The organism is Aminobacter sp. BE322 (genome assembly GCF_050433525.1).
Taxonomy (GTDB): Bacteria; Pseudomonadota; Alphaproteobacteria; order Rhizobiales; family Rhizobiaceae; genus Aminobacter.
In genome coordinates this window covers 1-21,300 of the sequence record NZ_JBNPXB010000033.1, presented here as the reverse complement: position 1 = coordinate 21,300, position 21,300 = coordinate 1, and the positions used below count along the sequence as shown (strand labels likewise).

The following is a 21,300-nucleotide window of genomic DNA, read 5'->3' as shown; positions in this document are numbered from 1 at the left end:
TGACAATCCACAGGATCCCGCGCTGCTCATCCATACGCCGTTCATGGTCCGTTCGGCCTTAGCGTACGATTTCGCACTGCTCTTGTTCGGACCCCTGATTGCGTGATCGAGGAAAGCTCCCCTGAGCTGCAGGATGCGCTGGCCGATGCGTATCGCCGCCGCATTCGTCCTCTTTGCCTGTGCAAAGAAGCTGGTCTTGCGATGTATATTGCGCAGGTCGGTGATCAGTACATCGTCAAGCGCATGCCACTGTCTGGTGGCGCGCACGATGTGACATGTCCATCCTACGATCCCCCGGATGAGTTGTCCGGTCTCGGCGTACTGATGGGCAACGCCATCCAGATCGATCCCGAGACCGGCCTGTCGGCACTCAAGATCGGGTTCAGCCTGACGAAACTCGGATCCCGGGCGGCTCCGGTCGCTGGCGTGGGCACCCTGGAGAGCATCACGAGCGATACGCGGAAACTCTCATTGCGCAGTCTGCTGCATTATCTTTGGCACCAGGCGGAATTGACGGCTTGGACGTCCCGCTGGTCGGGGAAGCGGCATTGGTTCAACATCCGATGGCATCTGATCGAAGCGGCCCGGCAGATGATGGTGAAGGGCGGAATGCTGAGTGAAGTGCTGTTCGTGCCGGAGCCGTTTCGCGCCACGGAGAAGGCAGCGATCGAGCAGCGGCGGGCAGCCGCCCTAGCGCCCGCCTTGCAACCCCGGAGCGGGCCGCGGAAACTGATGATCCTTGTCGGCGAGGTCAAGGATATTGCGTCCGCCCGCAATGGGCATCGTCTGGTGGTCAAGCACATGCCGGACTTTCCGCTCATGCTCGATGAAACCCTTCATCGCCGGCTGCTGGCTCACTTCGAGAACGAGCTCTCCTTATGGGATGCGGACGAACAATCGCATCTCATGATGATCGCTACGTTCGGCATTGCCCCCTCGGGTCTCGCCGTGATCGAGGAGATCGCTCTTATGGTGGTAGCGGAGAACTGGGTGCCTTACGATTCCCTTTACGAGAAGCGGCTGGTTGATGCGCTGGCGAAGGTCAGGGCGCGTAGCGTGAAGGGATTGCGTTACAATTTGCCGGCGAACAAACCGAGTGCCGTGGCGATGCTCCAGACCGGGAACAATCCGGTCGGCCTGTACATCGTTCCGCTATCGGCAGAGGACGGATACGAGGACGCGCTGAACGAGATGATCTCCACGCGGCCTGACATCGATGCCTGGATCTGGAGGATCGCGGATGGCGAGATGCCAAGACTGCCGCTGAATTCGTAGGCAATTCCTGTTGGGGCGTGTCGTCGAAAATCCAACCCCTTGCTCAGACAACTAAGTAGCGCGTTTGGCCGTAAGAAGCCGAGACTGGCGGCTACGGAGAGCGCACTGCACTTCGTTCACGATAATCTCCATCGGGCGACGCGATTGTGTCAAATGAGTAATGGCGAATGTCTCTGTCAAGTCCGATACCATCAGAATCTAGCGCCGCCTTCGGCAAGGGCCGTGTCAAAAAGAGTGGCCCGCCATCAACCCGCTTAAACGACGCGGAAATAGCTCGTCATTCCAGTCTTCTGGTGCTCAATGATGTGGCAATGCAGCAGCCAGTCGCCGAGATTGTCCGCGACGAAGCCCAGTTGCACTTTCTCGTCCGCCTGGATCAGGTAGGTGTCCGAGATTTGCGGCTTCACCTGACGTTTCGAGGAAGAAAGAACCGTGAAGCTCATGCCGTGCAGATGTATTGGATGAATTCGCGGCGTCAGGTTCTCCATGTCGATGATATAGCTCCTGCCCAGCTTCAGCTCGGCTAGCGGCGCGGTGGGGTCGGGCGTGTCGCCTGACCAGGGCATCTTGTTGATGGCCCAGAAGCTGTAGCCGAGCGAACCACAGATACTGTCGGCCGAGACGTTTTCCGCCGTGGCGCTGAGTGCCAGGCGGACATGCTGGGCGGAACCGACATCGACCTGGCCGACGGGATTGGGTTCGAGCGGTGCGAGATCCCGCATGTCGCGCCTCAGCGATGGTCCGACGGAGCGCAGTGTCGCCAGCACCGCAGCCCTCGTGCCGCGAATATCCTCGAGGCTGACGACGGCCTCTTCCTGATCGGGCATGCGGATCGCCAGATCCAGGCGCTGGCCCGGCCCGAGCTGCAGCAGGTCGAGCCCGAATTGCTGCGGAACCGGATTGCCGTCTATGGCGATCACCGAGGCGTCGGCTCCCTGGACACGAAAGGAATAGATCCGGGTCACGTCGGTGATCGCCGCCCGCAACCGCACGAGCCCCCCCGACGGCGCATCGTATTGCGGCTGCTGCAGCCAGTTGGTGGTGCGCACCGTGCCGAAAGTGCCAGACTTTGCGGCATCGCGGGGCCGGTACTGCTCGATGAACTGCCCGTCGCCGCCGAGACGCCAGTCCCGTAGGTTGAGCACCACTTCCGCGTCGAATTGCGGGTCGCCGGGATTCTCGACGACGATCACGCCAGTCAGGCCATGCCCCATCTGGACAAGCGTGTTGCAGTGCGGGTGGTACCAGAAGGTGCCGGCATCTGGCGGCGCAAAGACGTAGTCGAAATGGTCGCCGGTGTAGATGTAGGGCTGAACGAGGAAAGGCACGCCGTCCATCTTGTTGGGCACCCGAACGCCGTGCCAGTGGATAGTGGTCGGTTCGTCGATGCCGTTGATCAGCCGCGCCGCGAACGTCTCGCCCTTAGTCATGCGCAACACGGGCGGCATGTCGGCGTCGCCGTAGGTGAGCACATCCCTGGTCGGCCCGGCATTCGTGAGGGTCGCCTGGATCTTCGCGGTCTTGACGATCTTCGGCTCAGGGACGGCCAGTGCGGAACGGACGAAATTGCCAGTCCAGCCCAGTCCGAAACCGCACGCGGCGCCGGCGGATGCCTTCAGGAGAGTGCGGCGCGTGACCTTAGGCATGGGGGTCTCCTTAGCCGTCTTTGCGTTTCGACATGCTGCATGGGCAAGATGCCTTATGCCCTGCCGGCGATCTGCATCAGACGCAGATCATCGGTGCGGCGGCGATGGCAGGCTGTCGCCAAGGCGGACTTTAGAACTTCCATATCGGTCGCAGGGCTCGGCCGCCAGCCGCAGGGGCATGGGTCGATGCCCGAGTGAGCTTCCGCCATTTCCCGGTAGATCGTTCCAATCGACCGCGCTGCCAGCCGCAGCACGGCCATGGGCGGCAAGCCTGCCCGGTGCATCACCTCGCAAATCTCGTTCATCACCGTGGCGCGGATATGCGCCTCGGCTTCGGCACGGCGGTTCTCAACTTCGATCTGTGACAAGCGCTCAACTCTCTTGATTGTTGTTTGATGAAAGCGCGGGCGTCGCTGTTCGCTGCGTCGCGCCGGGCTTCAGCCGGTCCGACACAGGTCGACGGAGGGTAGTTGGTTCTTCATCCGGCAAAGATCCGAGGCACCCGATTGCAGCGCCTCACGCGCTTCGTCGAGCTTCCGCATGGCCGCGAAAAGCGCTTCGCGGTCGCTCAGATGCGCTTCCCACAGTGCGATAAAGATCGAGTTGGTGGTCGCGTGAGGTTCGGGTGTTCCCTGCGCGTGCCGCAGGCTCTCATCGGCTGCGCGCTTCGCCTTGTGGACTTGAGACAGCGAAGCCTCCATGGCCGCAAAAGGCTCGCGATGGCGGCTCGATCCCGGATCCGACGCACCATTTTCGAGGGGCGACCCATGTGCGTGTCTGAAATGGATCATGCCGCCCGTCTCCTGACCGTGTCATCGCCTTCGTCCTTGTGAAGCCGGCCGGGCCTCCCGACCGCCGGATAGATGATGACGATTTCCTCTGGAGAATGGTTCTTGTTATCCAGGCCGACGGTCGTCACCGCCTTGCCATGCTCTATCCTTTGCCAGTGGCCGGGACGGGGTCGCGCGATGTCATAGGCATCGCAGACCTGGGCAATATGCTGGTCGCGCACACCATACTCCCTCGCGATGACGGTCATCGGTTTCGACCAGGCCAGCGCATGAAGCTCGGCGCGCGTCACTGTCAGCATTGCTATTGCCGTCCGCTTCTCGAGGCCTCTGAACGAATTCGTGCAACCTTACCGCGTGAGAACGTCCATGAAAATAGATAAGTGGACAATTCTTATCATGTTTACTCGGTGAAGTTAAAAAGCCCGGCCCAACTGCGCGCCCACTACAGCCTTACAGAGATTAGGCCTGGCTCCCTGGCCTGCTGCCGGTTTCGTGGACACCGCGATAAGGTGTTTAAGCACTACCGCGCTGTCAGGCCGGCCTTCTTATCATTGAGAACCATGAGGCCGGCGTAGGGGATAGCGGAGTGTGATGCTCCGACTTAGTTGGCCTGTTCAAGGAAAAAGACCATCATTTTCGCAGTGTGATGCGCTTCTTCCAGATCGTAGTGAACAGGGCTGCCCGCACGCAGACGCTGCGGAGGCGTTCAGCCCGGCACCCCGGCGGGCCTTGCCAAGCTGGCGGCCTATCGCCACGCCCATCTGGCAATGGTTCAATACGCTTCGGAAGCTTACCGAGGCCGGCTGTGCGCACTCGGCAAAGGCAAAGCTTGTCTGAACCTCCGGAATGGGCGCCGCATGCCAACTATTTCAATGTGGCGGTCTTGTGTGAGCACCGAACATTTGTATTCGTGCGCTCCCACCCGGCTAGTTTCTTGGCATTCCCCGGTCTATCAGGCGCGCAAGCCTGTCCGAGAATGCTTTGGCATCCGCCGGCTTGTCGCCGTCGAGGACGCGGGCCTCGTCGTAGAGAAGATGTGCTATGTCCTCCTTGAAGGCCCGTTCATCCTTTCCAAGCTTTGCAAGTGCTGCGATGCGCTCATGCCGTGGATTGATTTCCAGAACAGGTTTCGCAGCCTTGTCGAGACGGCCTGCCGCATTGAGCAGTCGCTCGAACTGCCGATCGGGGCCATGCTCCGGCGCGACCAGGCAGACCGCGCTTTCCGTCAGCCGGTCGGAGGGCTTCACGTCGGATACAGCGTCACCGAGCACTGTCTTGACGAAGGCCAGAAACGTGGCGATTTCCGATGACGTTTCGGTGTCCGACTTTGCCGCTTTGTCGAGAAGCGGGATCTCCGAAAGGTCAGCCGCGCCCTGCGTTACCGATTTGAACGGCTTTCCCTCGAACTCCGGCGCGATCGTCACCCAGAAGCTGTCGACCGGATCCGTCAACAGCAGGACTTCAATGCCGCGTGCCTTGAAACCTTCAAGCTGGGGCGAAGCTTCCAGCCGCGCGCGATCATCGCCGGCCATGAAGAAGATGGCCTTCTGGCCCTCCTTCATTGCCGACACGTAGTCGGTAAGGCTGCGCAGTTCTTCGCCTGAAGCCGTCGACCTGAAGCGGGCCAGCTTGAACAGTTGCTCGCGCCGTTCGTAGTCCTCGTAGAGCCCTTCCTTCAGGACAATCCCGAAATTCTCCCAGATCTTCGCATAGGCTGCGGCATCGTTTTCGGCCAGCTTGGCGAGGTCGCCGAGGATACGGTTGGTCACACCCTTCCTTATCGCGGCCAGCAATGGGCTTTCCTGGATCATCTCGCGCGAGACGTTGAGCGGCAGGTCTGCCGAGTCGACGAGCCCTCGGGCGAAGCGCAAATAACGTGGCAGGAGGTCGGCATCGTCGGTGATGAAGACGCGCCGCACGTAAAGCTTCATACGCCCCTTGCGGTCCTGATCGAAGAGATCGAACGGACGTGACCCGGGAACGAAGGCCAGAACGCTATATTCCTGCCGGCCTTCGGCACGGAAATGGATCGTCGCGGCCGGTGCGTCATACTGGCCGGCGACGCTTCGGTAGAAATCCGTGTATTCCTCCGGCTTGATCTCGCTCTTCGGTTTTACCCACAGAGCGGTGCCGTCAGCGATGTCACGCGCCTCTGAGCCGGGCTTCTCGATGAGAGATATGGGTACAGGCACGTGACCGGACTGCGACTTCACCAGCCGTTCGAGCTGATAGCTTTCGGTGTAGGACGCGGCGCCCTCCATGAGATGGAGCACGACGCGGGTGCCGCGCTTGGGTGCTTCACCAAGTGCAACCGAACCGATCTCATAGGAACCCTTACCATCGGAGGACCAGAGCCAGGCTTCCGCGCTGCCCGCCTGACGGCTGATGACATCGACCCTGTCCGCCACCATGAAAGCGGAGTAAAAGCCGACGCCGAACTGGCCGATCAGTTGCGTGTCTTCGTTTGCTTTGCCGGCTTCGAGGCGCTCCACGAAGGCACGCGTGCCCGATCGGGCGATAGTGCCCAGCGCTTCCGCCATTTCGTCGCGGCTCATCCCGATGCCGTTGTCCTCAACGACAAGCTGCTTCTTATCGGGATCGGCGGCGATCGTAATGCGCGGCTTCGGGTCGTCGCCCAGCAGTTCGGGACGGCCGATCGCCTCGTAGCGCAGCTTTTCGCAGGCGTCGGCGGCATTGGAGATTAACTCCCGCAGGAAGACGTCCCGGTCGGAATAGACAGAATGCACCATCATGTGGAGCAGCCGCGAGACGTCCGCCTCGAAGGTTCTCGTTTCCGTTTCCGTGGTCTCTGTCGTCATCTCGAAATTCCTGTGCCGCGATCTGCAAGAAGGCCAGCAATGGCAAAAAGCGTCTGATTTGCAAATGGGCCGACCGATTTGCCCACGCCGGCGGCCTAACCCTATCGCTTAAGTCCTGGTATTTGCGCTGGGAGACGATGCTGTCGAAACTGCGGGCATTAGCGCGTCCATGTCCGGAACGAGTATGTCGTTGCGGCGGGCAAAGGCGACGAACGTCGATCGCACTGTCTCCGCATCGATCTCGCCGGCAATGCCAGCCTTGCAGGCATTGAGCGCAACGGCATGACTGCTGTTGCGGCTCGCACCAGGCCAGTCCTGCAGCAGGGCGTATGCTTCCAACACAGTCTCGATCCTTGCGGGCAATCCCATGCCGACCAGGACCGTGACGGGTTCCTCAAAGCGGATGTGTTGCATGGCTCGAAACTCCCTTCCGTTGTCCTGACGGCGGCGCGGGACGTGCGGCAGTCGCGTGCGTGGCGCGGCGTCGGTGGGCAGACTGCACGATGATGCCGTCCGGCCCCGGATACGTGATTGTAGGTGTGGCGATATCGACATCCGTCAGCTTGATCGGTGCTTTGACTGGGGTGGATTTCGGGTTGCTTAGGCTGGGTGGCGGCAGAGCCCTGTGGGCCTTGACCAGTGCCTCGAGCCAGGCTGCTATCGCAATCGGCGCGACGGCCCGTCCGTCAAGCCAGGTAGTCACCTCGCTTTCGGGACAGCCGATTTGTTCGGCGAGGTCTGCCGCGCTCCATCTCAGAGTCTTCAGACATTCACGCAATCGTCCTGGAATCATGTCGACCTCCCTGCGGTTCGGTGGAGCTCGCGCGGGCTTCCACCATCCTCAAGACCGGCAAGACCTCGCCCGGAAGCGAGGCCTGCGCTTCACGATCCGCTGCTCACGGATGTCGCCGATGCCGACACGTGCTGCGCGGCGAGGAACATCAGTGTCGAAGCAGCCGTCCGGCGGCTCCAACCGGCGGATTCGGCCATGTCGATCAGTCCGTCCAGCAGCGGCTTCAGCGCGCTCCTGCACTCCGTTTCGTGGGCCAGAAACTCTTTGGCCGGATGTGTCGGAGACGGAACGCCTCCAATACCTGTCATCATATTCATGGCATCCTCCGAAGTCGGTCTGACAGACGCCCGCTCCCAGTGTGGGAGCGGGCAGCTTCATCGAGATCTCAGAAGTCCATTCCGCCACCGCCCGGCATTGCAGGAACCGGCGCTTCCTTCTTCGGCTTCTCGGCCACCATCGCCTCGGTTGTGACAAGCAGACCGGCGACCGATGCGGCGTCCTGCAGCGCGGTGCGCACCACCTTGGCCGGGTCGATAACGCCTTGGCTGTAGAGATCGCCGAACTCGTTGGTCTGGGCATTCCAGCCCCAGCCGAACTCGCTTTTCTCGCGCAGCTTACCGACAATGATCGAGCCCTCAGCGCCGGCATTCTCGGCGATCTGGCGAACCGGGGTTTCGATGGCGCGGCGCACGATCTCTACACCGGTCTTCTGGTCGGGATTATCGACCTGCACCGCATCAAGAGCCTTGGCGGCCCTCAGCAACGCCACGCCACCTCCCGGTAGCACACCTTCCTCGACCGCAGCGCGGGTGGCGTGCAGCGCATCGTCGACACGATCCTTGCGTTCCTTGACCTCGACCTCGGTCGAGCCGCCAACGCGGATGACGGCAACGCCACCGGCCAGCTTCGCCAATCGCTCCTGCAGCTTCTCGCGGTCGTAGTCGGAGGTGGTCTCCTCGATCTGCGCCTTGATCTGGGCGACGCGGCCCTGGATCTCCTCCTTCTTGCCGACACCGTCAACGATGGTGGTGTTCTCCTTTTCGATCACCACCTTCTTGGCGCGACCAAGCATCTGCAAGGTCACGTTCTCCAGCTTGATGCCGAGGTCTTCCGAGATGGCCGTGCCGCCGGTGAGGATGGCGATATCTTCCAGCATGGCCTTGCGGCGGTCGCCGAAGCCCGGCGCCTTGACGGCTGCGACCTTGAGCCCGCCACGGAGTCTGTTGACGACCAGCGTCGCCAGTGCCTCGCCCTCGACATCCTCGGCGATGATCAGCAGCGGTTTGCCGGATTGCACCACCGCTTCGAGGACAGGAAGCATGGCCTGCAGGTTGGACAGTTTCTTCTCGTGGATCAGCACATAGGGCTCTTCGAGCTCGACGCGCATCTTGTCCTGGTTAGTGATGAAGTACGGGCTGAGATAGCCACGGTCGAACTGCATGCCCTCGACCACCTCAAGTTCGGTCTCGGCGGTCTTGGCTTCCTCGACGGTGATGACACCTTCGTTGCCGACCTTTTCCATCGCCTCGGCAAGGAAGCGGCCGATCTCGGCATCACCATTGGCCGAGATGGTGCCGACCTGGGCGATCTCGTCGTTCTTCGTCACCTTGCGGGCATTGGCCTTCAACTCGGCAACGACAGCGTCAACCGCCTTGTCGATGCCACGCTTCAGGTCCATCGGGTTCATGCCCGAGGCGACAGCTTTGGCTCCCTCGCGGACGATCGCCTGGGCAAGCACGGTGGCGGTCGTCGTGCCGTCGCCGGCGAGGTCGTTGGTCTTCGAGGCGACCTCGCGCACCATCTGGGCGCCCATGTTCTCGAACTTGTCCTCAAGCTCGATCTCCTTGGCGACGGTGACGCCATCCTTGGTGATGCGCGGTGCGCCAAACGACTTGTCGATGACGACATTGCGGCCCTTGGGACCGAGCGTCACCTTCACCGCATTGGCCAGTATATCGACGCCGCGCAGCATCTTCTCGCGGGCTTCGGTATGGAACTTTACTTCCTTGGCAGCCATTGGATCACTCCTTCAATTAGGCAGCTTCGTTGACTGATTGACGTTCGAAGAAGCCGTCAGGCGGCCTTCTTCAGCGTGGCGGTCTGTTCGATCACGCCCATCACGTCGCTTTCCTTCATGATGATGAGGTCCTCTCCGTCGAGCTTGATCTCGGTGCCGGACCATTTGCCGAACAGGATGCGATCGCCCGCTTTGACGTCGAGCGGCTGAAGCTGGCCGGCCTCGTTGCGGGCGCCTGGCCCGGCGGCGATGACTTCGCCCTCCTGCGGCTTTTCCTTGGCGGTGTCGGGGATGATGATGCCGCCTGCCGTCTTTTCGTCGGCTTCGATGCGGCGGACCAGGATACGGTCATGCAATGGACGGAACGCCATGTCGTTCTCCTCATGGACAAACAGATTTTGAGGTTCCTCCGCACCCGGCCGGCAATATCGGTTCGGTGCGGGGTGCGCCGACCCCTCTCAGGCATCGCGCGCATATCGAGCTAGTTTTGGAATTTTCCGGTTTCAAGAGGCCGGCACAAAAAATTTGGCACTCGCAACTTTCAAGTGCCAACAGGCTGTTATCACGCAGCTATTTCGTTCGAGCTGGAATTTTCCTGCTTGAAATTTCGCGGTGATCCAACAAAATTATCCGAGCTTTGGCGCTGCCTCTGTGCAGCCGGAAACTGAACGCAATCGAGGAGTTTTTTGCAGACGGAGGACATCGATGAACCGACAGAAATTCTTGCCGATCATTCCCTCGCTCGCCCCCGAAACGTCCGACCTTTCGCTTGACCGCCTGCTGTCGCCGGCCAGGCACTTCAAGCACCCCGACGACGTGCTCAGCGACGCCACGCTCGAACTTCAGGAAAAGCGAGCAATCCTGTCGTCCTGGGCTTCGGATGCCTGCGCCGTGGAATCGATGCCGGCGCTGCGCCAGCCGCCAGGTGCTGAGCAGCCAATCTCCTTCGATCAGATCATGGATGCGCTGCGGCAGCTCGACAGCGATGCATCGGCGCGCCAATCCGCATCGTGCGAGTTCTCTCACAGCTTCGACAGGCTGGATGCCTGAGGTTCGCAAAAGGAGAATCATATGGTGACGAGGGTCAGCAGGGAGTTCCGCCTGCAGATGGAAGGCTACGGCCTGACGACAGCCGAGATCCACTATCATCTTCCGGATCACCCGAGCCTGTTGCAGCTCTATGTCTGGCAGGACTACGACCTCGCGCCCGAGTTTCCCGAGTTGAAGGGTTTCCTCAGCTATTGGGAGCGTGAACTGGAGGGGGCGCTCCATTCGGTGCGCGTCGCGCACAATCGTCTGATCAAGCCCTCCGAGTGGAAGGCGATCGACGGCCTCATAGCGATACACTGATAGGCGCTATTGATGCTCGTCCGGATCGGGCAGTTCGACCAGCGCAGCAACGGTTCCCGGTACCGGCCGGCCTTCACGGGTCGTCCGCCCAAAGCATCGCAGTGGCCACGCTGCCTCCGAGCGATGTTTCGCCCTGACAGTTTCCCGTTCGCTTTCAGCATCTCTTCGGGGTCTTGACGCAAGAAAAAACAGTTCCCAAATCCAATTTGCCGGTCGCCAGACGGGGCCGGTACAGTCAGGGAGCGCCGGCTTCTTGGCGCTCATCGTGTCTATGTTGCTCATTGGAGGATATAGCTATGAGAACCGCATTCGACTTCTCCCCGCTCTACCGGTCGAGCATCGGCTTCGACCGGGTCTTCAATCTGCTCGAAAACGCGAGCCGGCTTCAGGCCGTCGATAACTGGCCGCCCTACGACATTGCTCGCACCGGTGAGAACTCTTATCGCATCACCCTCGCGGTAGCGGGCTTTGCGGAGGATGATCTCGACATCACGCTGGAGCCGAACCTTCTGGTCGTCACCGGCGAGCGAAAGGAAGAGGAAGGCTCCGAGTACCTGCACCGTGGGCTTGCGGCGATGCGTTTCGCCCGCCGCTTCGAACTTGCCGACCACGTGAAGGTCGGCGGGGCTTCGCTGGCAAACGGCCTTTTGATCATCGACCTGGTGCGTGAGGTGCCTGAGGAGATGAAGCCCCGGCGCATCGCCATAACAGCCGGCGATGCCACGCCGAAGGTCGCGCAGATCGAGGCGAAGAAGCAGGCCGCGTAAGGCGCAGCTCACCAGAGACATGACGATTCCCGGCGCCGGCAGCATTGCCGGCGCCCAGGACCGTTCTGCTCTATGCAAGCACAAGGAGAAGATAGATGACCATTCGTGATCTCATCCCGTGGAGACGGGACAATAACCAGACGCCGGCCGTTTATCGCGATAACGACCGGGATCCTTTCATGGCACTACATCGCGAGATGAACCGGTTGTTCGACGACGTCTTCCGCGGCTTCGATACGCGGCTACCGCCGTTTGGCGGCTTTGCCGCGCGTGGCGTCAATTGGCCAAGCGTCGAGATTTCCGACACTGAGAAGGAAATTCGCCTCACGGCAGAGGTGCCCGGCTTGGAGGAGAAGGACATCGAGGTGCTGCTCGATGACGGTGTGCTGATGCTCAAGGGTGAGAAGCGTTCGGAGACTGAGGACAAGGACCGCCAGTTCTCCGAGCGAGTTTACGGCCGGTTCGAGCGCCGCATCCCGCTCGGATACGAGGTCGAGCAGGACAAGGTTGATGCACATTTCCGCAATGGCGTGCTGACGGTGATCTTGCCCAAGACCGCCAAGGCACAATCGCAGGCCAAGCGGATCGCAATCAAGGGCTGACGATAACAATCCACGATGTGGGAGGCGGCCAGGACGGCCGCCTCCCACATCGTTTTGACACCGCGCTGTGAGCGGTAAGCGACTTCCGCGGGTAGATCAATCAACAGGAGGCTGCCTCTGGTTCTTGTCGGTCGCCTGCCATCCACCGCTAACAGCACCGGGCCGAGGAACACCCCGATGAAGCCGAAGGCCAAAATGCCGCCGCGGAAGCCGAAGAAACTGAGTAACACGGGCAAGCTGTTCGCTTGCGTTAGGAGATAGGGCCTCGACAGGTTGTCTATGCTGCTCACGAGCAGCAGACTCCAACCCGCGACGAAGATGCTCCAGCCAACCTCTCCCTGAAAGAACAACCACAGCGCGAGAGACCCCCAGACCAGCGGAGGGGCGGCGGCACGAAGGACAGAAGAAAGGTGATGAAGCCGAGCAGCAGAGGCTGGGGCACACCTGCTATTCAAAATCCGAGCCCGGCCAACAGTCCTTGCGCAATAGCCGTCCCGATTACACCGTAGACCACCCCGGTAACTGTTGATCCCGCAACCAAGTGCTGATGGCGGGCGCGAGTGCTACCGATCCGCTCGGAACTGCCGCCCGCGGAGCTGCCATCTGGCGCCCGAGAACGCAGTGCATCAGTGCCCAACCACGTCACACCCCTAACTCCTATGCGGGCTCTTGCCGATCTTTTTGTGCAGCGCAGCAACAATCATGGTATGACTGCGTTGTCCCTCGTGTCATGCCGCGAGCAAACCTCGGAGCAATTCGCATGAGAGTTCTATCGAGGATGACAGCGCCGCAGAAAGCTTTTCGGCGGGGCGCATGAAGCTGACCATTCGCCACAGGACGACCTACCGCTACGCGCGCCCTGTCGTGCTCCAGCCCCATCGCATGATTCTCCGTCCTCGCAGCAGCCATGACGTCGTCGTGCTGGCGAGTTCGCTTGTCTGCTCTCCTGATGCTCAACTCGACTGGACGCAGGACGTCTTCGGCAACCTGATCGCCACCGGCACATTTGAGGGGCCGACCTCTGAACTGGTCATCAGCAGCAATCTGATCGTCGAACAATTGGCCGAGGCGTGGCCTGTGTTCCGCATTGCTCCTGAGGCACATTCCTTCCCGTTTCAGTATTCCCGCGATGACCTGGCCGATCTCGGCGCCTTGAATATTCCAGAGCATGACGATCCCGAAGGAAGGTTTGATGCATGGGCACGCGCCTTCGTCCGCGGCGCGTCGACCGACACGCTATCGCTGCTGAAGGATCTCAATGCGGGCGTCCTCGGCCCCGTGGCGTATCGCGTCCGGGACGAGGAAGGCACGCAGACACCGCTGGAAACGCTGGCGCTGGCAAGCGGCTCCTGCCGCGATATCGCTGCCCTGTTCATCGAGGCGATACGCCATCTCGGCTTCGGCGCCCGCGCCGTCTCGGGTTATCTGTTCGATGCGGAAGCCCGCACCGACGATCCCGGTTCGACACATGCATGGGCGGAGGTCTATCTTCCCGGCGCCGGATGGATTGCCTTTGACCCGACGCATCGCCGGCTAGGTGGAGCCAGCCTGATCCCGGTCGCGGTCGCCCGCAGCAACCGTCAGATCATGCCGATCGTCGGTGGCTATGTCGGCGCACCAGAGGACTTCGTTGCGATGGTGGTTGAGGTCAGCGTGACACCGGAAGCATAGCCATTGCGTCTCGGCCTTGCGACAGATGCGGGCTGGTAAAACCCAGCTTGCGCAGACCGGCTTGAACTTCGGGCGCATTCATGAAGAGGTTCCAGAGCAGGCCGGTCCGGAGATTCTCGATCATGATGACGATTGGGCCTTGGTTGATCGCCAGGTAGGTCCGCGCATACCAGTCCCGGCTTTCGCAGAAGGCATCGACGAAGCCGAACCGGCCCCAGATGCGGTGTCTGGGCTTTGTCTTGAAATACCGCAGCGCGCGCATTGCCTCGTCCGGCGCGTAGGGAAAGCTTGAAAGCCCAGCGCTCGGGGTGATCACGCCGGTATCCTTGCCCGGAGCATGGGCGACATAGCCTTTGGGGCCGTGGCTGGACGTCAGCCCCCAGCAATCCCGCCCGTATCCAGCATAGCCGTGCGGATTGGCAATGCAGTGCTCGTAATTGATGCGGGTGTGGCGAACATTCTGCTGCCAATAATCTGCATGGCGATCCATCAGGCCGCGCGGGTCGAGGCCGCAGAAGGAATAGTGCGCGATGAACAGCGGTCCGCCATGATCCATGCCGAGCGGCAGCTCGATGCCATGGTAGTTCCGCCCGTTGCGGAAAGCCGGCCCTGACGCGAACCCCTGATGATAGACCTCGGGGTCGATCGCATGATCCGGCGAACCGGCGGCGAGCACATAGGCCAGCAGGCCCTCATTCCAACCGGCGATTTTCCGGTTCATCGCCCAGCCGTGCCTGGGGCTCCAGTGCCAAAAGAGATGGGCGCCGCCGTCGCGCCTGAACCAGTCCCATTCGGCTCCACGCCAAAGCCGGTCGATACGACGACAAAGATCCCGCTCCCGGGTTGCAGCGCGGTCAAAATACTGACGAGCGCAGAGAAGCCCCTGGAACAGGAACGCGGTTTCGACCACGTCGCCGCCATCGTCCTTTCGGCTGAAGGGAATGGTCTCCGCAGTGCGCCCGTTGATAAAATGCGGGAACATGCCGTGGTATCGCGATGTCTTTTCCAAGCAAGACAGCATTGTGCCGAGCCGGGCGACCGCCTCGTCGCGGGAGACCCATCGCCACGCCTCACGGGCGTTGGCGAGATATTCCCAGGCATCATCCCGATCCAGAACACCTTCACGGGCCAGGCGCTCAAGGATCTCGGCGACGATCTGGATCAAACCGCTCTTCAGGGTGCGCTCCTTGGCTGAGGCGACCAGCTTTCGCCACTCCTTCTTTCGCCAATCGATCTTGTCGAACATGACGTGGACGATGAGGCCTTCGACGTCCACAAAGGCCCGACCGGCGCGGCCGGCGACATTCGCGAACTCCTCGCCCTTGATCTTCTCGGACGCCCGATACAAAGCCGGCACCAGCAGAACCGCAGCATTAAGGTTGAGGCCCTGAGACAGTGTCGGCGACGCGACGATGACCTTCAGGACTCCCTCGGTCAGCAGGGCTTCCAGTTCGCGCAGGAACGGGCTTGGCAGCCGGCCGTGATGTATAGCGACGCCCACCCTCAGGCAGGCAACGGCGGGATGGTCCTCACCCAGCCATTCCTTCCCGACCTCCAAGGCTCGGGCGATCGACGCCTCGTCCTCAAGCAGCGAGTCCAGGTAACCGCGATTGCAAAGGTTCACGACCTGTTTGCCGTAGCCCTCGACCCAATTGGCTTGGGTGGAGAAAATCAAGGTCCGCTTGCCCTGGCTCGCGAATTCCCACGCCGCGAATAAGGTGAGATGTGAGTTCTTGCGCGGATAGGGAATCTTCTCTTTGCCTCGTGCTGGTTTTTCGACGACGAACTTGTCAAGGAAGGGACCGTTCTCGTCGAAGTCGAGCCGGAGCAATGCGTCTTTCCCACGCCAGGTGAGCGCGCCAAACCGTTGACGCGTAGGGCGCCAGTCAGAACGCACAGGCTCGCCTGGTTCGTCGGAGCGTATCCAGGTGGTGAGATCGTCGAGTTCGTCGCCGCTGGGCAGAATGGCGGAGAGGCAGACGATCCGGCGTTCGCCCGCATCCCCGCGGCGAAGCAAGCGTTGCACCAACGTCTCGTAGCGGATTTCGCGCTCGCTCGGCCCGATCATGTGGCCCTCGTCGAGAACGATCAGGCCGACATCGTCGATGAGGGACGGGTCGCTTCGAAGGGCGAAATCGAGCTTCTCGGGTGTCGCGATGATGATCTCGCGTGAGCGTAGTGCGTCTTCGTCGCCGGCCGAGAGGCCGCTGGCGCCGTAAAGGGATGAGACGCTGAAGCCGAGAGGCGCGAAAGTCTTTCTAAAGGATCGCTCGGTCTGCGCCGACAGGGCACGGAGCGGCGTGACGATCAGCACCCGGCGCGCCGACGACAACGTCATGAGCGCGGCGATTTCGGCCACTCGCGTCTTGCCGGCGCTTGTCGGCAAGGCCACGACCAGATCGTCGGTAACATCAGTGGAACGCCGGGCCGCTTCGCGCTGCGATGGCCATAGCTCCACCTCGGACGTTTTCCTGGCGTAGAGCGACGCGATGAACAGCCGGCGCAGGTCTGGGTATCTTTCTTCCGTTCCCTCAGGCGGTTCAGTCGGCAGGTTCTGGTGCAGCGAATGCTGCCAAAGATCATCGATCAAATGGCGGCAGAGGTTTGAGACCCACCACAGCGGAACATTCTCGGCGTTGTCCGCCAGGCTGACCGCGGTGGCGAGCAATGCCCGCGCGGTCTCGATCGGCTCGGGCTCGCCTGTCTCGAGCGCGAAATCAAAATGCGCCAGAGCCCGGCAGATCGTGGTGTTGAGGATGGTCGAAATAGCGTCGTCAGTATCGGGATCTTCGCCCAGCAGTGCTTCCGCGATCTGCAAATCTCCATGCGACTCGTCGTCGAGCCATCCGCGGACGAATCCGCGCAATTGGCCTAGATCGCGCAGGATCAGGTGCCGGATCGCCACCTCGCCGGGCGCGGCATTGAGATCGTTCCCGGTCTCGTTGAAGAGCGAGTAGGCGACTGCCGAGAAGCCGGCAAGATGATAGGCGGCAGCGGCGATGGTGCGACGGAAACCGCGATCGGCAGATGTTGGGTCGCCGTTACGAACAAGGGCTTCGAAGGCGTTGGCGGCGCGCTCGAAAGCCTTGTTTGTCAGATCAGAGGCGCCAGCTTGCCCGCGCAAGGCCATTGCGCCCCGAAGCAGGGCGAGCCCGTGTTCGGCGAGATCGGTTTCGATTGTCGCGCCAAGCGGCGGCGCATTCGCTGGCAGTATGCCCTCCTCGCGCATCAGCGACCAGGCCGCGCCGCGATAGAGGAGGCGCCCGAGGATGCCGTCCACGGTCGCGGTCGCAAGGAAGGTGGTCAGTTCGTCAATCGTCTCCAAGATCTTCCGCCTCCTGATACATGGCTGCGATGAAGTCCTGATGATCCTCGACGTGCACGTTCACGACATAGTGGTCCCGGTTGGTGCCAGTGGCGTCGAGATCCTCCTTCAGCGAGGCGTGAGGGCCATTGCCCGAGACGGTGAAGAGCATGTGGTCAATGCGATCAGCGCGAAGGGTTCTCAGGCCCACCTCGTCACGCAGGCTGCGACCCAGGGCATTGTCGTCCGGGTCGTTGCTTTCCAGGAGACGGTTCGCGACGAACAGTAGGGAATCGGGCGTGCAGCGGCCATTGTCACGGTCGAGGACCTTGCGGGCGCTCGTGACCGTGGCCTTGCCGAGCTTCTCGTTGCTCTTGGCTTCACCTTTCAGGAGCCACAGCTTCTCGCCGGCCCCGTCGTATCCGGCGCCGATGAAGTCGTCGCCGCGCATGGCCATGTTGCGGCCGTCCTTATAGCGGAGGCGGCGTACGGGGACACGCAGACCAATCTCTTCCTCGACCAGTTCGGTCGCGAGAATCTCACCGAGATCGCCTGAGCGGCCTTTGGGCGTCTGAGGTATCGCCTCGCTGAGGATCTGCGCGGCAACCTTGTAACCGAGCCTCTCCACATCTTCAGCGATACGTTCGAGCCGATCGTAGTGCGAGCGGATTGTCTCGGCGAGACCATCGCGAATTTCATCACGGCCGCCATCCTTCTCTACATAGATCCAGTAGCGCCTGCGCTTATCCTTTTCCTTGGTGGCGTCACACCACTTCTTATACAACCCCACGCATTACCCTCACTAACATCGTTGCGCTGCACCGGTTGATCGTCAGGCGATCTCCGTCCATCCGCTCAATTCCACAAGCATGACAATGGTGCCGCCACCAGACGGTCGCCGAACGGCACGACATCCATGTTGTCATAGAGGACGGCGCCGAAAGCGAAGCGATCGCCGCATGCTTCTGCCAATGCGCGAAGGCCGGCAAAATCACTGGCCTTCACCGTGGCGCTCGCCTTGACCTCGATCCCCACGATCATGCCGTCGTCGCGCTCCAGCAGGATGTCCACCTCGCGCATGTCCCGATCCCGGAAATGATGCGACGTCAGCCGCAGGTCTGACGCGCTCATCAGCTTCAGCACTTCCGAGAACACGAAGCTCTCCAGGAGCGAGCCAAATGTTCCCCGATCGGCCTTCACCCTGTCGAAGGTGAGCCCGCGCACGGTCGCCAACAGACCAGAATCCAGGAAGTGTAGCTTGGGCGTCTTGACGATGCGTTTGACGGCGTTGGTGAACCAGGGCTGCACGGTTGCGATCAGGAATACTTGTTCGAGCAGCCCGACATAGCGCTGGCCTGTCTTGTGGGTGACGTTGATGCCGGCGGCCAACTGCGAATAGTTGGCCAATTGCCCCGAGTGTTCGGCCAGTAGCCGTACGAATTTCGGGAGCTCGGTCAGTTTCTCAACATCGGCGATGTCGCGCAGATCGCGGGTCAGTATCGACGTGAGATAGGATCGCAACCAGTCCTGCCGCCGTCGCTCGTTGTCGCGGCTGATCGCCTCCGGAAATCCTCCGAGCAGGGCGAGCTGGATCAGATCGTCGCCGACGATCGCGTCCTGCTGGCTCTGGAGCTTTCCTTCGAAGAGGCGCTCGAGGAAGGTCGGCGTCCGGCCTTCGACCTCCGCCCTTGCCAGCGGCAGCATCTGGATAGTCTCCATCCGTCCGGCCAGACTGTCGGCGATTCGCGGCAGTGTCAGCACGTTCGCCGATCCCGTGAGCAGGAATCGCCCTGGCCGATAGTCCTCGTCGACCGTCTTCTTGATCGCCAGCAGCAGCTCGGGTGCGCGCTGGATCTCGTCGATGATGGCTTGGTCCAGGCCCCGGATGAAGCCGGCCGGATCGGACTGAGCCGCCGCGAGGACCGTTTGATCGTCCAGCGTGATATAGGTTCGGTCGGCATTGCCCATCTTTCGGACGAGCGTGGTCTTGCCTGCCCGGCGCGGTCCCACGATCAGGACCACCGGGGTATCCGAAAGGGCTTCTTTCGCCCGTCGCTCTATAAACCGTCCGAACATGCTGACTCCGAATCCCAGCCAATCGGGACTATTGGGGTCGGCTGATTGGGAGTCAATAGACCGCTAATTGGGAGCCGTGAGATCGCAATATGGGAAGCCGAGAGGGGTGGATCTTCCCAGGGCAACCGTCCGACATTGCGAGCACCGATGGCGGCGCGGTGGTATCGCTTGAGAAGATGGAATGACTGATAGGGATCTTGCAGTGGCCCGCTATTCATCGATGGCCACGTCATCATCTCTTATGCCGGAGTCGGAAAACCCCGGCAAAATATCGCCTGCAAGCAACTGTTCTTTCGACAGTAGCCCGGCATCCTCGAGAGCCTCGAAATCAGGCAGATCTCGCAGCGTGTCGAGCCCAAACTCCAGCAGGAATTCTTTTGTCGTAACGTAGGTATAGGGCGCACCAGGCGTCGGGCTGCGCGGCCCGGAGGCGATCAGCTTGGCGCCGCGCAGATGGCCGATCAGGTCGCGCGACACTTCCTTGCCGAAGAAGGAAGAAAGTTCCCCCCGGGTGATCGGCTGGAAATAGGCGATGCACATCAGCACCAGCGATTCGGACTGCGTCAGGTCACGCCCGCTGCCGCCGACCGCCGTGCCAAATGCTCCGCGGATGGCGTCGGCATAAGCCGGCCGGGTCAGATGTTTCCAGCCGCCGGCAACGGAGACCAGATCATAGGGCCGGCCACGCAGTTCCTCGCGGATGTCATCGATGAGAAGATCGATGCTACAACTTTTGCCGACGATGCGAGCCAGCGTCTCGCGGCCGACTGGTTCATTGGCCGCAAAGATCGTGGCCTCAACGCGGTTCATCCACTCGCGCCAGCGCGCCTCCGGCGGCAGATGGTCCAACTCTCGATCGAACAGGGCATCTTCGTCCGCCCTGCCCCGTCGTTTGCGCGCAGCCTCCGCCATCGTCGTCACAGCCCGTAGATGCGGAAGGTTGTTCGGCCGGACAGCTCACGGACGGCGCCGAGTTCGACCAGCCGGTCGAACAGGCGACGCAGGCCGCGGTCGCTCATCCCAGTTTTTTTGTCCCCTCGCGAAGCAGCGAATGCGTCTTCGTTCAGCAACCGATCTACGACGGTATCGGCCGACTTTGCCCGCAGCTTTGGCGCCACCGCGAGCAGCCGATCCGCCCTGCGCCCGAGCTCGGCCGACAGATCGACGGCGCGCAACGCCGCGCGCGCCTGCGCAGCAAGCAAATTTTTCGCCCGGGCGCTGTTATCCTTAACGCTGGCCGCGATGGCGGTTCCGGATCGCCGCGGACGAGCGGGACCAGCCGCATTGAGCTCCGCACCGAGCAGCGGCACAGCACGCGGCCAGCCCAGCCGTTGCGCCAGCAGCGCGTCGGCAAACCAGGCGCCGACGGCGCGCCCAAAAAGGTAGCGCTCGGCCACGGTGAAGGCGCCAACCACCATTTCGACCATCCCGCCTGCGCCAAGCCGCCGAAGCTCATCCGCCAGGTTACCGAGCGCCTCATCGTCGAGCGCGTGGCCAAATTCCTCCACCACCGCGCCAAGGCTTTTTTGCATAAGCAGATCTTCCGGCGCTCGTGTCGCCAACCGGTGCCAAGCGAGCAGCAAAAGACCGGCGGGTCCGAGCGTCGTAGATCCCGACACAATATCGCTGGGCCGGGCGAGCAGCACGGCGTCACGCAACGCCGCTTCATCTTCCATCCGGCGTGCCTGTTTCGCCGTCGTCGCGGCGGCGGAAAGCGCCAGCCGCTGCCGCCAGGCGCCGGCCCACCGCTCCTGCCGGCGGACCACCACATCGAGGGCGCCGATGGCGGCGCCGGCGGCGAGCGCCGTATCCTCAAGACTGTGCGCGGCAAGGCTTTGCGCAGCCGGGATGGCACTTCGCAGCCAGGTCGGTATCGTCGCACCGGGGGCGGCGAGAGCGGTGCCGGGGAGCGCGGCGGGTGGGGACAGTGAAGGTTTGGGCCGCAGAATCATGGCCAACAGGATGAATCACGGCGGCGCTTTACGCAAGCATCGAAGCCAGAAACCGCCGCACCTGTCGTTGGGATAAAATGACCGATAATGTTGCATTATCGTTCGTTATGCTCTTTATAGAAGAAATGGCCGTTGTCGCTCGTTGTCAGCTGACCGGATTTCGTGAGATTCGCCGCCTTTTTGAATCGGTTTTCGTGAGACTACGTGCGCGGTGCCGAAACAGCCTCGCATTAAGCC

General features: G+C 61.6%; 20 protein-coding genes and 1 pseudogene. 6 read left to right on the top strand and 15 right to left on the bottom strand.

Features of this window, described 5'->3' with window-relative positions; all coding sequences use genetic code 11:
* The first annotated feature begins 102 nt into the window (after window positions 1-102).
* Window positions 103-1,275 (top strand): DUF1173 domain-containing protein, encoded by a 1,173-nt coding sequence (locus tag J2X50_RS24195; RefSeq protein WP_429098671.1) that lies wholly within the window; start codon window positions 103-105, stop codon window positions 1,273-1,275.
* Between the two features lie 254 nt (window positions 1,276-1,529).
* Here J2X50_RS24195 and J2X50_RS24190 read toward each other — a convergent pair whose 3' ends face one another.
* The 9 genes from J2X50_RS24190 to J2X50_RS24150 form a co-directional block, all read right to left on the bottom strand.
* The gene (locus J2X50_RS24190; RefSeq protein ID WP_429098668.1) at window positions 1,530-2,921 is read right to left on the bottom strand and encodes a multicopper oxidase family protein; all 1,392 of its coding nucleotides are present in this window, start codon (window positions 2,919-2,921) and stop codon (window positions 1,530-1,532) included.
* 53 nt (window positions 2,922-2,974) lie between these two features.
* Window positions 2,975-3,289 carry a hypothetical protein gene (locus J2X50_RS24185; protein WP_429098666.1) on the bottom strand — a complete coding sequence of 105 codons (315 nt, stop codon included), beginning with the start codon at window positions 3,287-3,289 and terminating at the stop codon, window positions 2,975-2,977.
* Between the two features lie 69 nt (window positions 3,290-3,358).
* Window positions 3,359-3,712 (bottom strand): hypothetical protein, encoded by a 354-nt coding sequence (locus J2X50_RS24180; protein WP_429098663.1) that lies wholly within the window; start codon window positions 3,710-3,712, stop codon window positions 3,359-3,361.
* Window positions 3,709-4,011, bottom strand: coding sequence for a hypothetical protein (locus J2X50_RS24175; RefSeq protein ID WP_429098661.1), 303 nt, complete (start codon window positions 4,009-4,011; stop codon window positions 3,709-3,711). The genes J2X50_RS24180 and J2X50_RS24175 overlap by 4 nt, the downstream gene beginning before the upstream one ends.
* Window positions 4,012-4,638: 627 nt before the next feature.
* On the bottom strand, window positions 4,639-6,531 hold the full coding sequence (gene htpG, locus J2X50_RS24170) for a molecular chaperone HtpG (RefSeq protein WP_429098660.1): 1,893 nt from the start codon (window positions 6,529-6,531) through the stop codon (window positions 4,639-4,641).
* 108 nt (window positions 6,532-6,639) lie between these two features.
* Entirely contained in the window at window positions 6,640-6,945 is a 306-nt protein-coding gene (locus J2X50_RS24165; RefSeq protein WP_429098657.1) for a DUF982 domain-containing protein, read from the bottom strand.
* Between the two features lie 468 nt (window positions 6,946-7,413).
* On the bottom strand, window positions 7,414-7,641 hold the full coding sequence (locus tag J2X50_RS24160) for a hypothetical protein (protein ID WP_429098656.1): 228 nt from the start codon (window positions 7,639-7,641) through the stop codon (window positions 7,414-7,416).
* A 68-nt stretch (window positions 7,642-7,709) separates the two neighbouring features.
* Entirely contained in the window at window positions 7,710-9,341 is a 1,632-nt protein-coding gene (gene groL / locus J2X50_RS24155; RefSeq protein WP_429098653.1) for a chaperonin GroEL, read from the bottom strand.
* A gap of 56 nt (window positions 9,342-9,397) precedes the next feature.
* A complete protein-coding gene (locus J2X50_RS24150) occupies window positions 9,398-9,712 on the bottom strand; it encodes a co-chaperone GroES (RefSeq protein WP_292772848.1) in 315 nt (104 codons plus the stop codon).
* A 334-nt stretch (window positions 9,713-10,046) separates the two neighbouring features.
* Here J2X50_RS24150 and J2X50_RS24145 point away from each other — a divergent pair, with 334 nt between their 5' ends.
* The 4 genes from J2X50_RS24145 to J2X50_RS24130 all read left to right on the top strand — a co-directional run bounded on the left by J2X50_RS24145 (window position 10,047) and on the right by J2X50_RS24130 (window position 12,060).
* A complete protein-coding gene (locus J2X50_RS24145; protein ID WP_429098651.1) occupies window positions 10,047-10,391 on the top strand; it encodes a hypothetical protein in 345 nt (114 codons plus the stop codon).
* 21 nt (window positions 10,392-10,412) lie between these two features.
* Complete coding sequence (locus J2X50_RS24140; protein WP_292772850.1) at window positions 10,413-10,691, top strand: usg protein; 279 nt, start codon at window positions 10,413-10,415, stop codon at window positions 10,689-10,691.
* A 296-nt stretch (window positions 10,692-10,987) separates the two neighbouring features.
* On the top strand, window positions 10,988-11,458 hold the full coding sequence (locus tag J2X50_RS24135) for an Hsp20 family protein (RefSeq protein ID WP_292772851.1): 471 nt from the start codon (window positions 10,988-10,990) through the stop codon (window positions 11,456-11,458).
* Window positions 11,459-11,553: 95 nt separating this feature from the next.
* The gene (locus J2X50_RS24130; RefSeq protein WP_292772852.1) at window positions 11,554-12,060 is read left to right on the top strand and encodes an Hsp20/alpha crystallin family protein; all 507 of its coding nucleotides are present in this window, start codon (window positions 11,554-11,556) and stop codon (window positions 12,058-12,060) included.
* A 143-nt stretch (window positions 12,061-12,203) separates the two neighbouring features.
* On the opposite strand, the pseudogene J2X50_RS24125 reads toward J2X50_RS24130, so the two are convergent.
* Window positions 12,204-12,628 (bottom strand): annotated as a pseudogene (locus tag J2X50_RS24125) (AI-2E family transporter); the annotation flags it as partial.
* Between the two features lie 245 nt (window positions 12,629-12,873).
* Between J2X50_RS24125 and J2X50_RS24120 the strand changes: the two are divergent.
* On the top strand, window positions 12,874-13,731 hold the full coding sequence (locus tag J2X50_RS24120; protein WP_292772853.1) for a transglutaminase family protein: 858 nt from the start codon (window positions 12,874-12,876) through the stop codon (window positions 13,729-13,731).
* On the opposite strand, the gene J2X50_RS24115 is transcribed toward J2X50_RS24120, so the two are convergent.
* The 5 genes from J2X50_RS24115 to J2X50_RS24095 all read right to left on the bottom strand — a co-directional run bounded on the left by J2X50_RS24115 (window position 13,709) and on the right by J2X50_RS24095 (window position 21,063).
* Window positions 13,709-17,056, bottom strand: a complete 3,348-nt coding sequence (locus J2X50_RS24115; RefSeq protein WP_429098648.1) for a glucoamylase family protein — start codon at window positions 17,054-17,056, stop codon at window positions 13,709-13,711. The genes J2X50_RS24120 and J2X50_RS24115 overlap by 23 nt on opposite strands.
* A complete protein-coding gene (locus J2X50_RS24110; protein ID WP_292772863.1) occupies window positions 17,043-17,825 on the bottom strand; it encodes a HamA C-terminal domain-containing protein in 783 nt (260 codons plus the stop codon). Before J2X50_RS24110 ends, J2X50_RS24115 begins: the two co-directional genes overlap by 14 nt.
* A 65-nt stretch (window positions 17,826-17,890) precedes the next feature.
* Entirely contained in the window at window positions 17,891-19,111 is a 1,221-nt protein-coding gene (locus tag J2X50_RS24105; RefSeq protein ID WP_292772864.1) for an ATP-binding protein, read from the bottom strand.
* A gap of 210 nt (window positions 19,112-19,321) precedes the next feature.
* Window positions 19,322-20,023, bottom strand: coding sequence for an SMC-Scp complex subunit ScpB (gene scpB / locus J2X50_RS24100; protein ID WP_292772865.1), 702 nt, complete (start codon window positions 20,021-20,023; stop codon window positions 19,322-19,324).
* 5 nt (window positions 20,024-20,028) lie between these two features.
* Window positions 20,029-21,063 carry a DUF1403 family protein gene (locus J2X50_RS24095; RefSeq protein ID WP_292772874.1) on the bottom strand — a complete coding sequence of 345 codons (1,035 nt, stop codon included), beginning with the start codon at window positions 21,061-21,063 and terminating at the stop codon, window positions 20,029-20,031.
* Window positions 21,064-21,300: the final 237 nt, after the last annotated feature.

Coding starts and splice junctions, on each gene's coding strand:
- J2X50_RS24190 (WP_429098668.1), bottom strand. CDS start 2,921: ATGCCTAAGGTCACGCGCCGCACTCTCCTGAAGGCATCCGCCGGCGCC.
- J2X50_RS24180 (WP_429098663.1), bottom strand. CDS start 3,712: ATGATCCATTTCAGACACGCACATGGGTCGCCCCTCGAAAATGGTGCG.
- J2X50_RS24175 (WP_429098661.1), bottom strand. CDS start 4,011: ATGCTGACAGTGACGCGCGCCGAGCTTCATGCGCTGGCCTGGTCGAAA.
- htpG (WP_429098660.1), bottom strand. CDS start 6,531: ATGACGACAGAGACCACGGAAACGGAAACGAGAACCTTCGAGGCGGAC.
- J2X50_RS24165 (WP_429098657.1), bottom strand. CDS start 6,945: ATGCAACACATCCGCTTTGAGGAACCCGTCACGGTCCTGGTCGGCATG.
- J2X50_RS24160 (WP_429098656.1), bottom strand. CDS start 7,641: ATGAATATGATGACAGGTATTGGAGGCGTTCCGTCTCCGACACATCCG.
- groL (WP_429098653.1), bottom strand. CDS start 9,341: ATGGCTGCCAAGGAAGTAAAGTTCCATACCGAAGCCCGCGAGAAGATG.
- J2X50_RS24150 (WP_292772848.1), bottom strand. CDS start 9,712: ATGGCGTTCCGTCCATTGCATGACCGTATCCTGGTCCGCCGCATCGAA.
- J2X50_RS24145 (WP_429098651.1), top strand. CDS start 10,047: ATGAACCGACAGAAATTCTTGCCGATCATTCCCTCGCTCGCCCCCGAA.
- J2X50_RS24140 (WP_292772850.1), top strand. CDS start 10,413: ATGGTGACGAGGGTCAGCAGGGAGTTCCGCCTGCAGATGGAAGGCTAC.
- J2X50_RS24135 (WP_292772851.1), top strand. CDS start 10,988: ATGAGAACCGCATTCGACTTCTCCCCGCTCTACCGGTCGAGCATCGGC.
- J2X50_RS24130 (WP_292772852.1), top strand. CDS start 11,554: ATGACCATTCGTGATCTCATCCCGTGGAGACGGGACAATAACCAGACG.
- J2X50_RS24120 (WP_292772853.1), top strand. CDS start 12,874: ATGAAGCTGACCATTCGCCACAGGACGACCTACCGCTACGCGCGCCCT.
- J2X50_RS24105 (WP_292772864.1), bottom strand. CDS start 19,111: ATGTTCGGACGGTTTATAGAGCGACGGGCGAAAGAAGCCCTTTCGGAT.
- scpB (WP_292772865.1), bottom strand. CDS start 20,023: ATGGCGGAGGCTGCGCGCAAACGACGGGGCAGGGCGGACGAAGATGCC.
- J2X50_RS24095 (WP_292772874.1), bottom strand. CDS start 21,063: ATGATTCTGCGGCCCAAACCTTCACTGTCCCCACCCGCCGCGCTCCCC.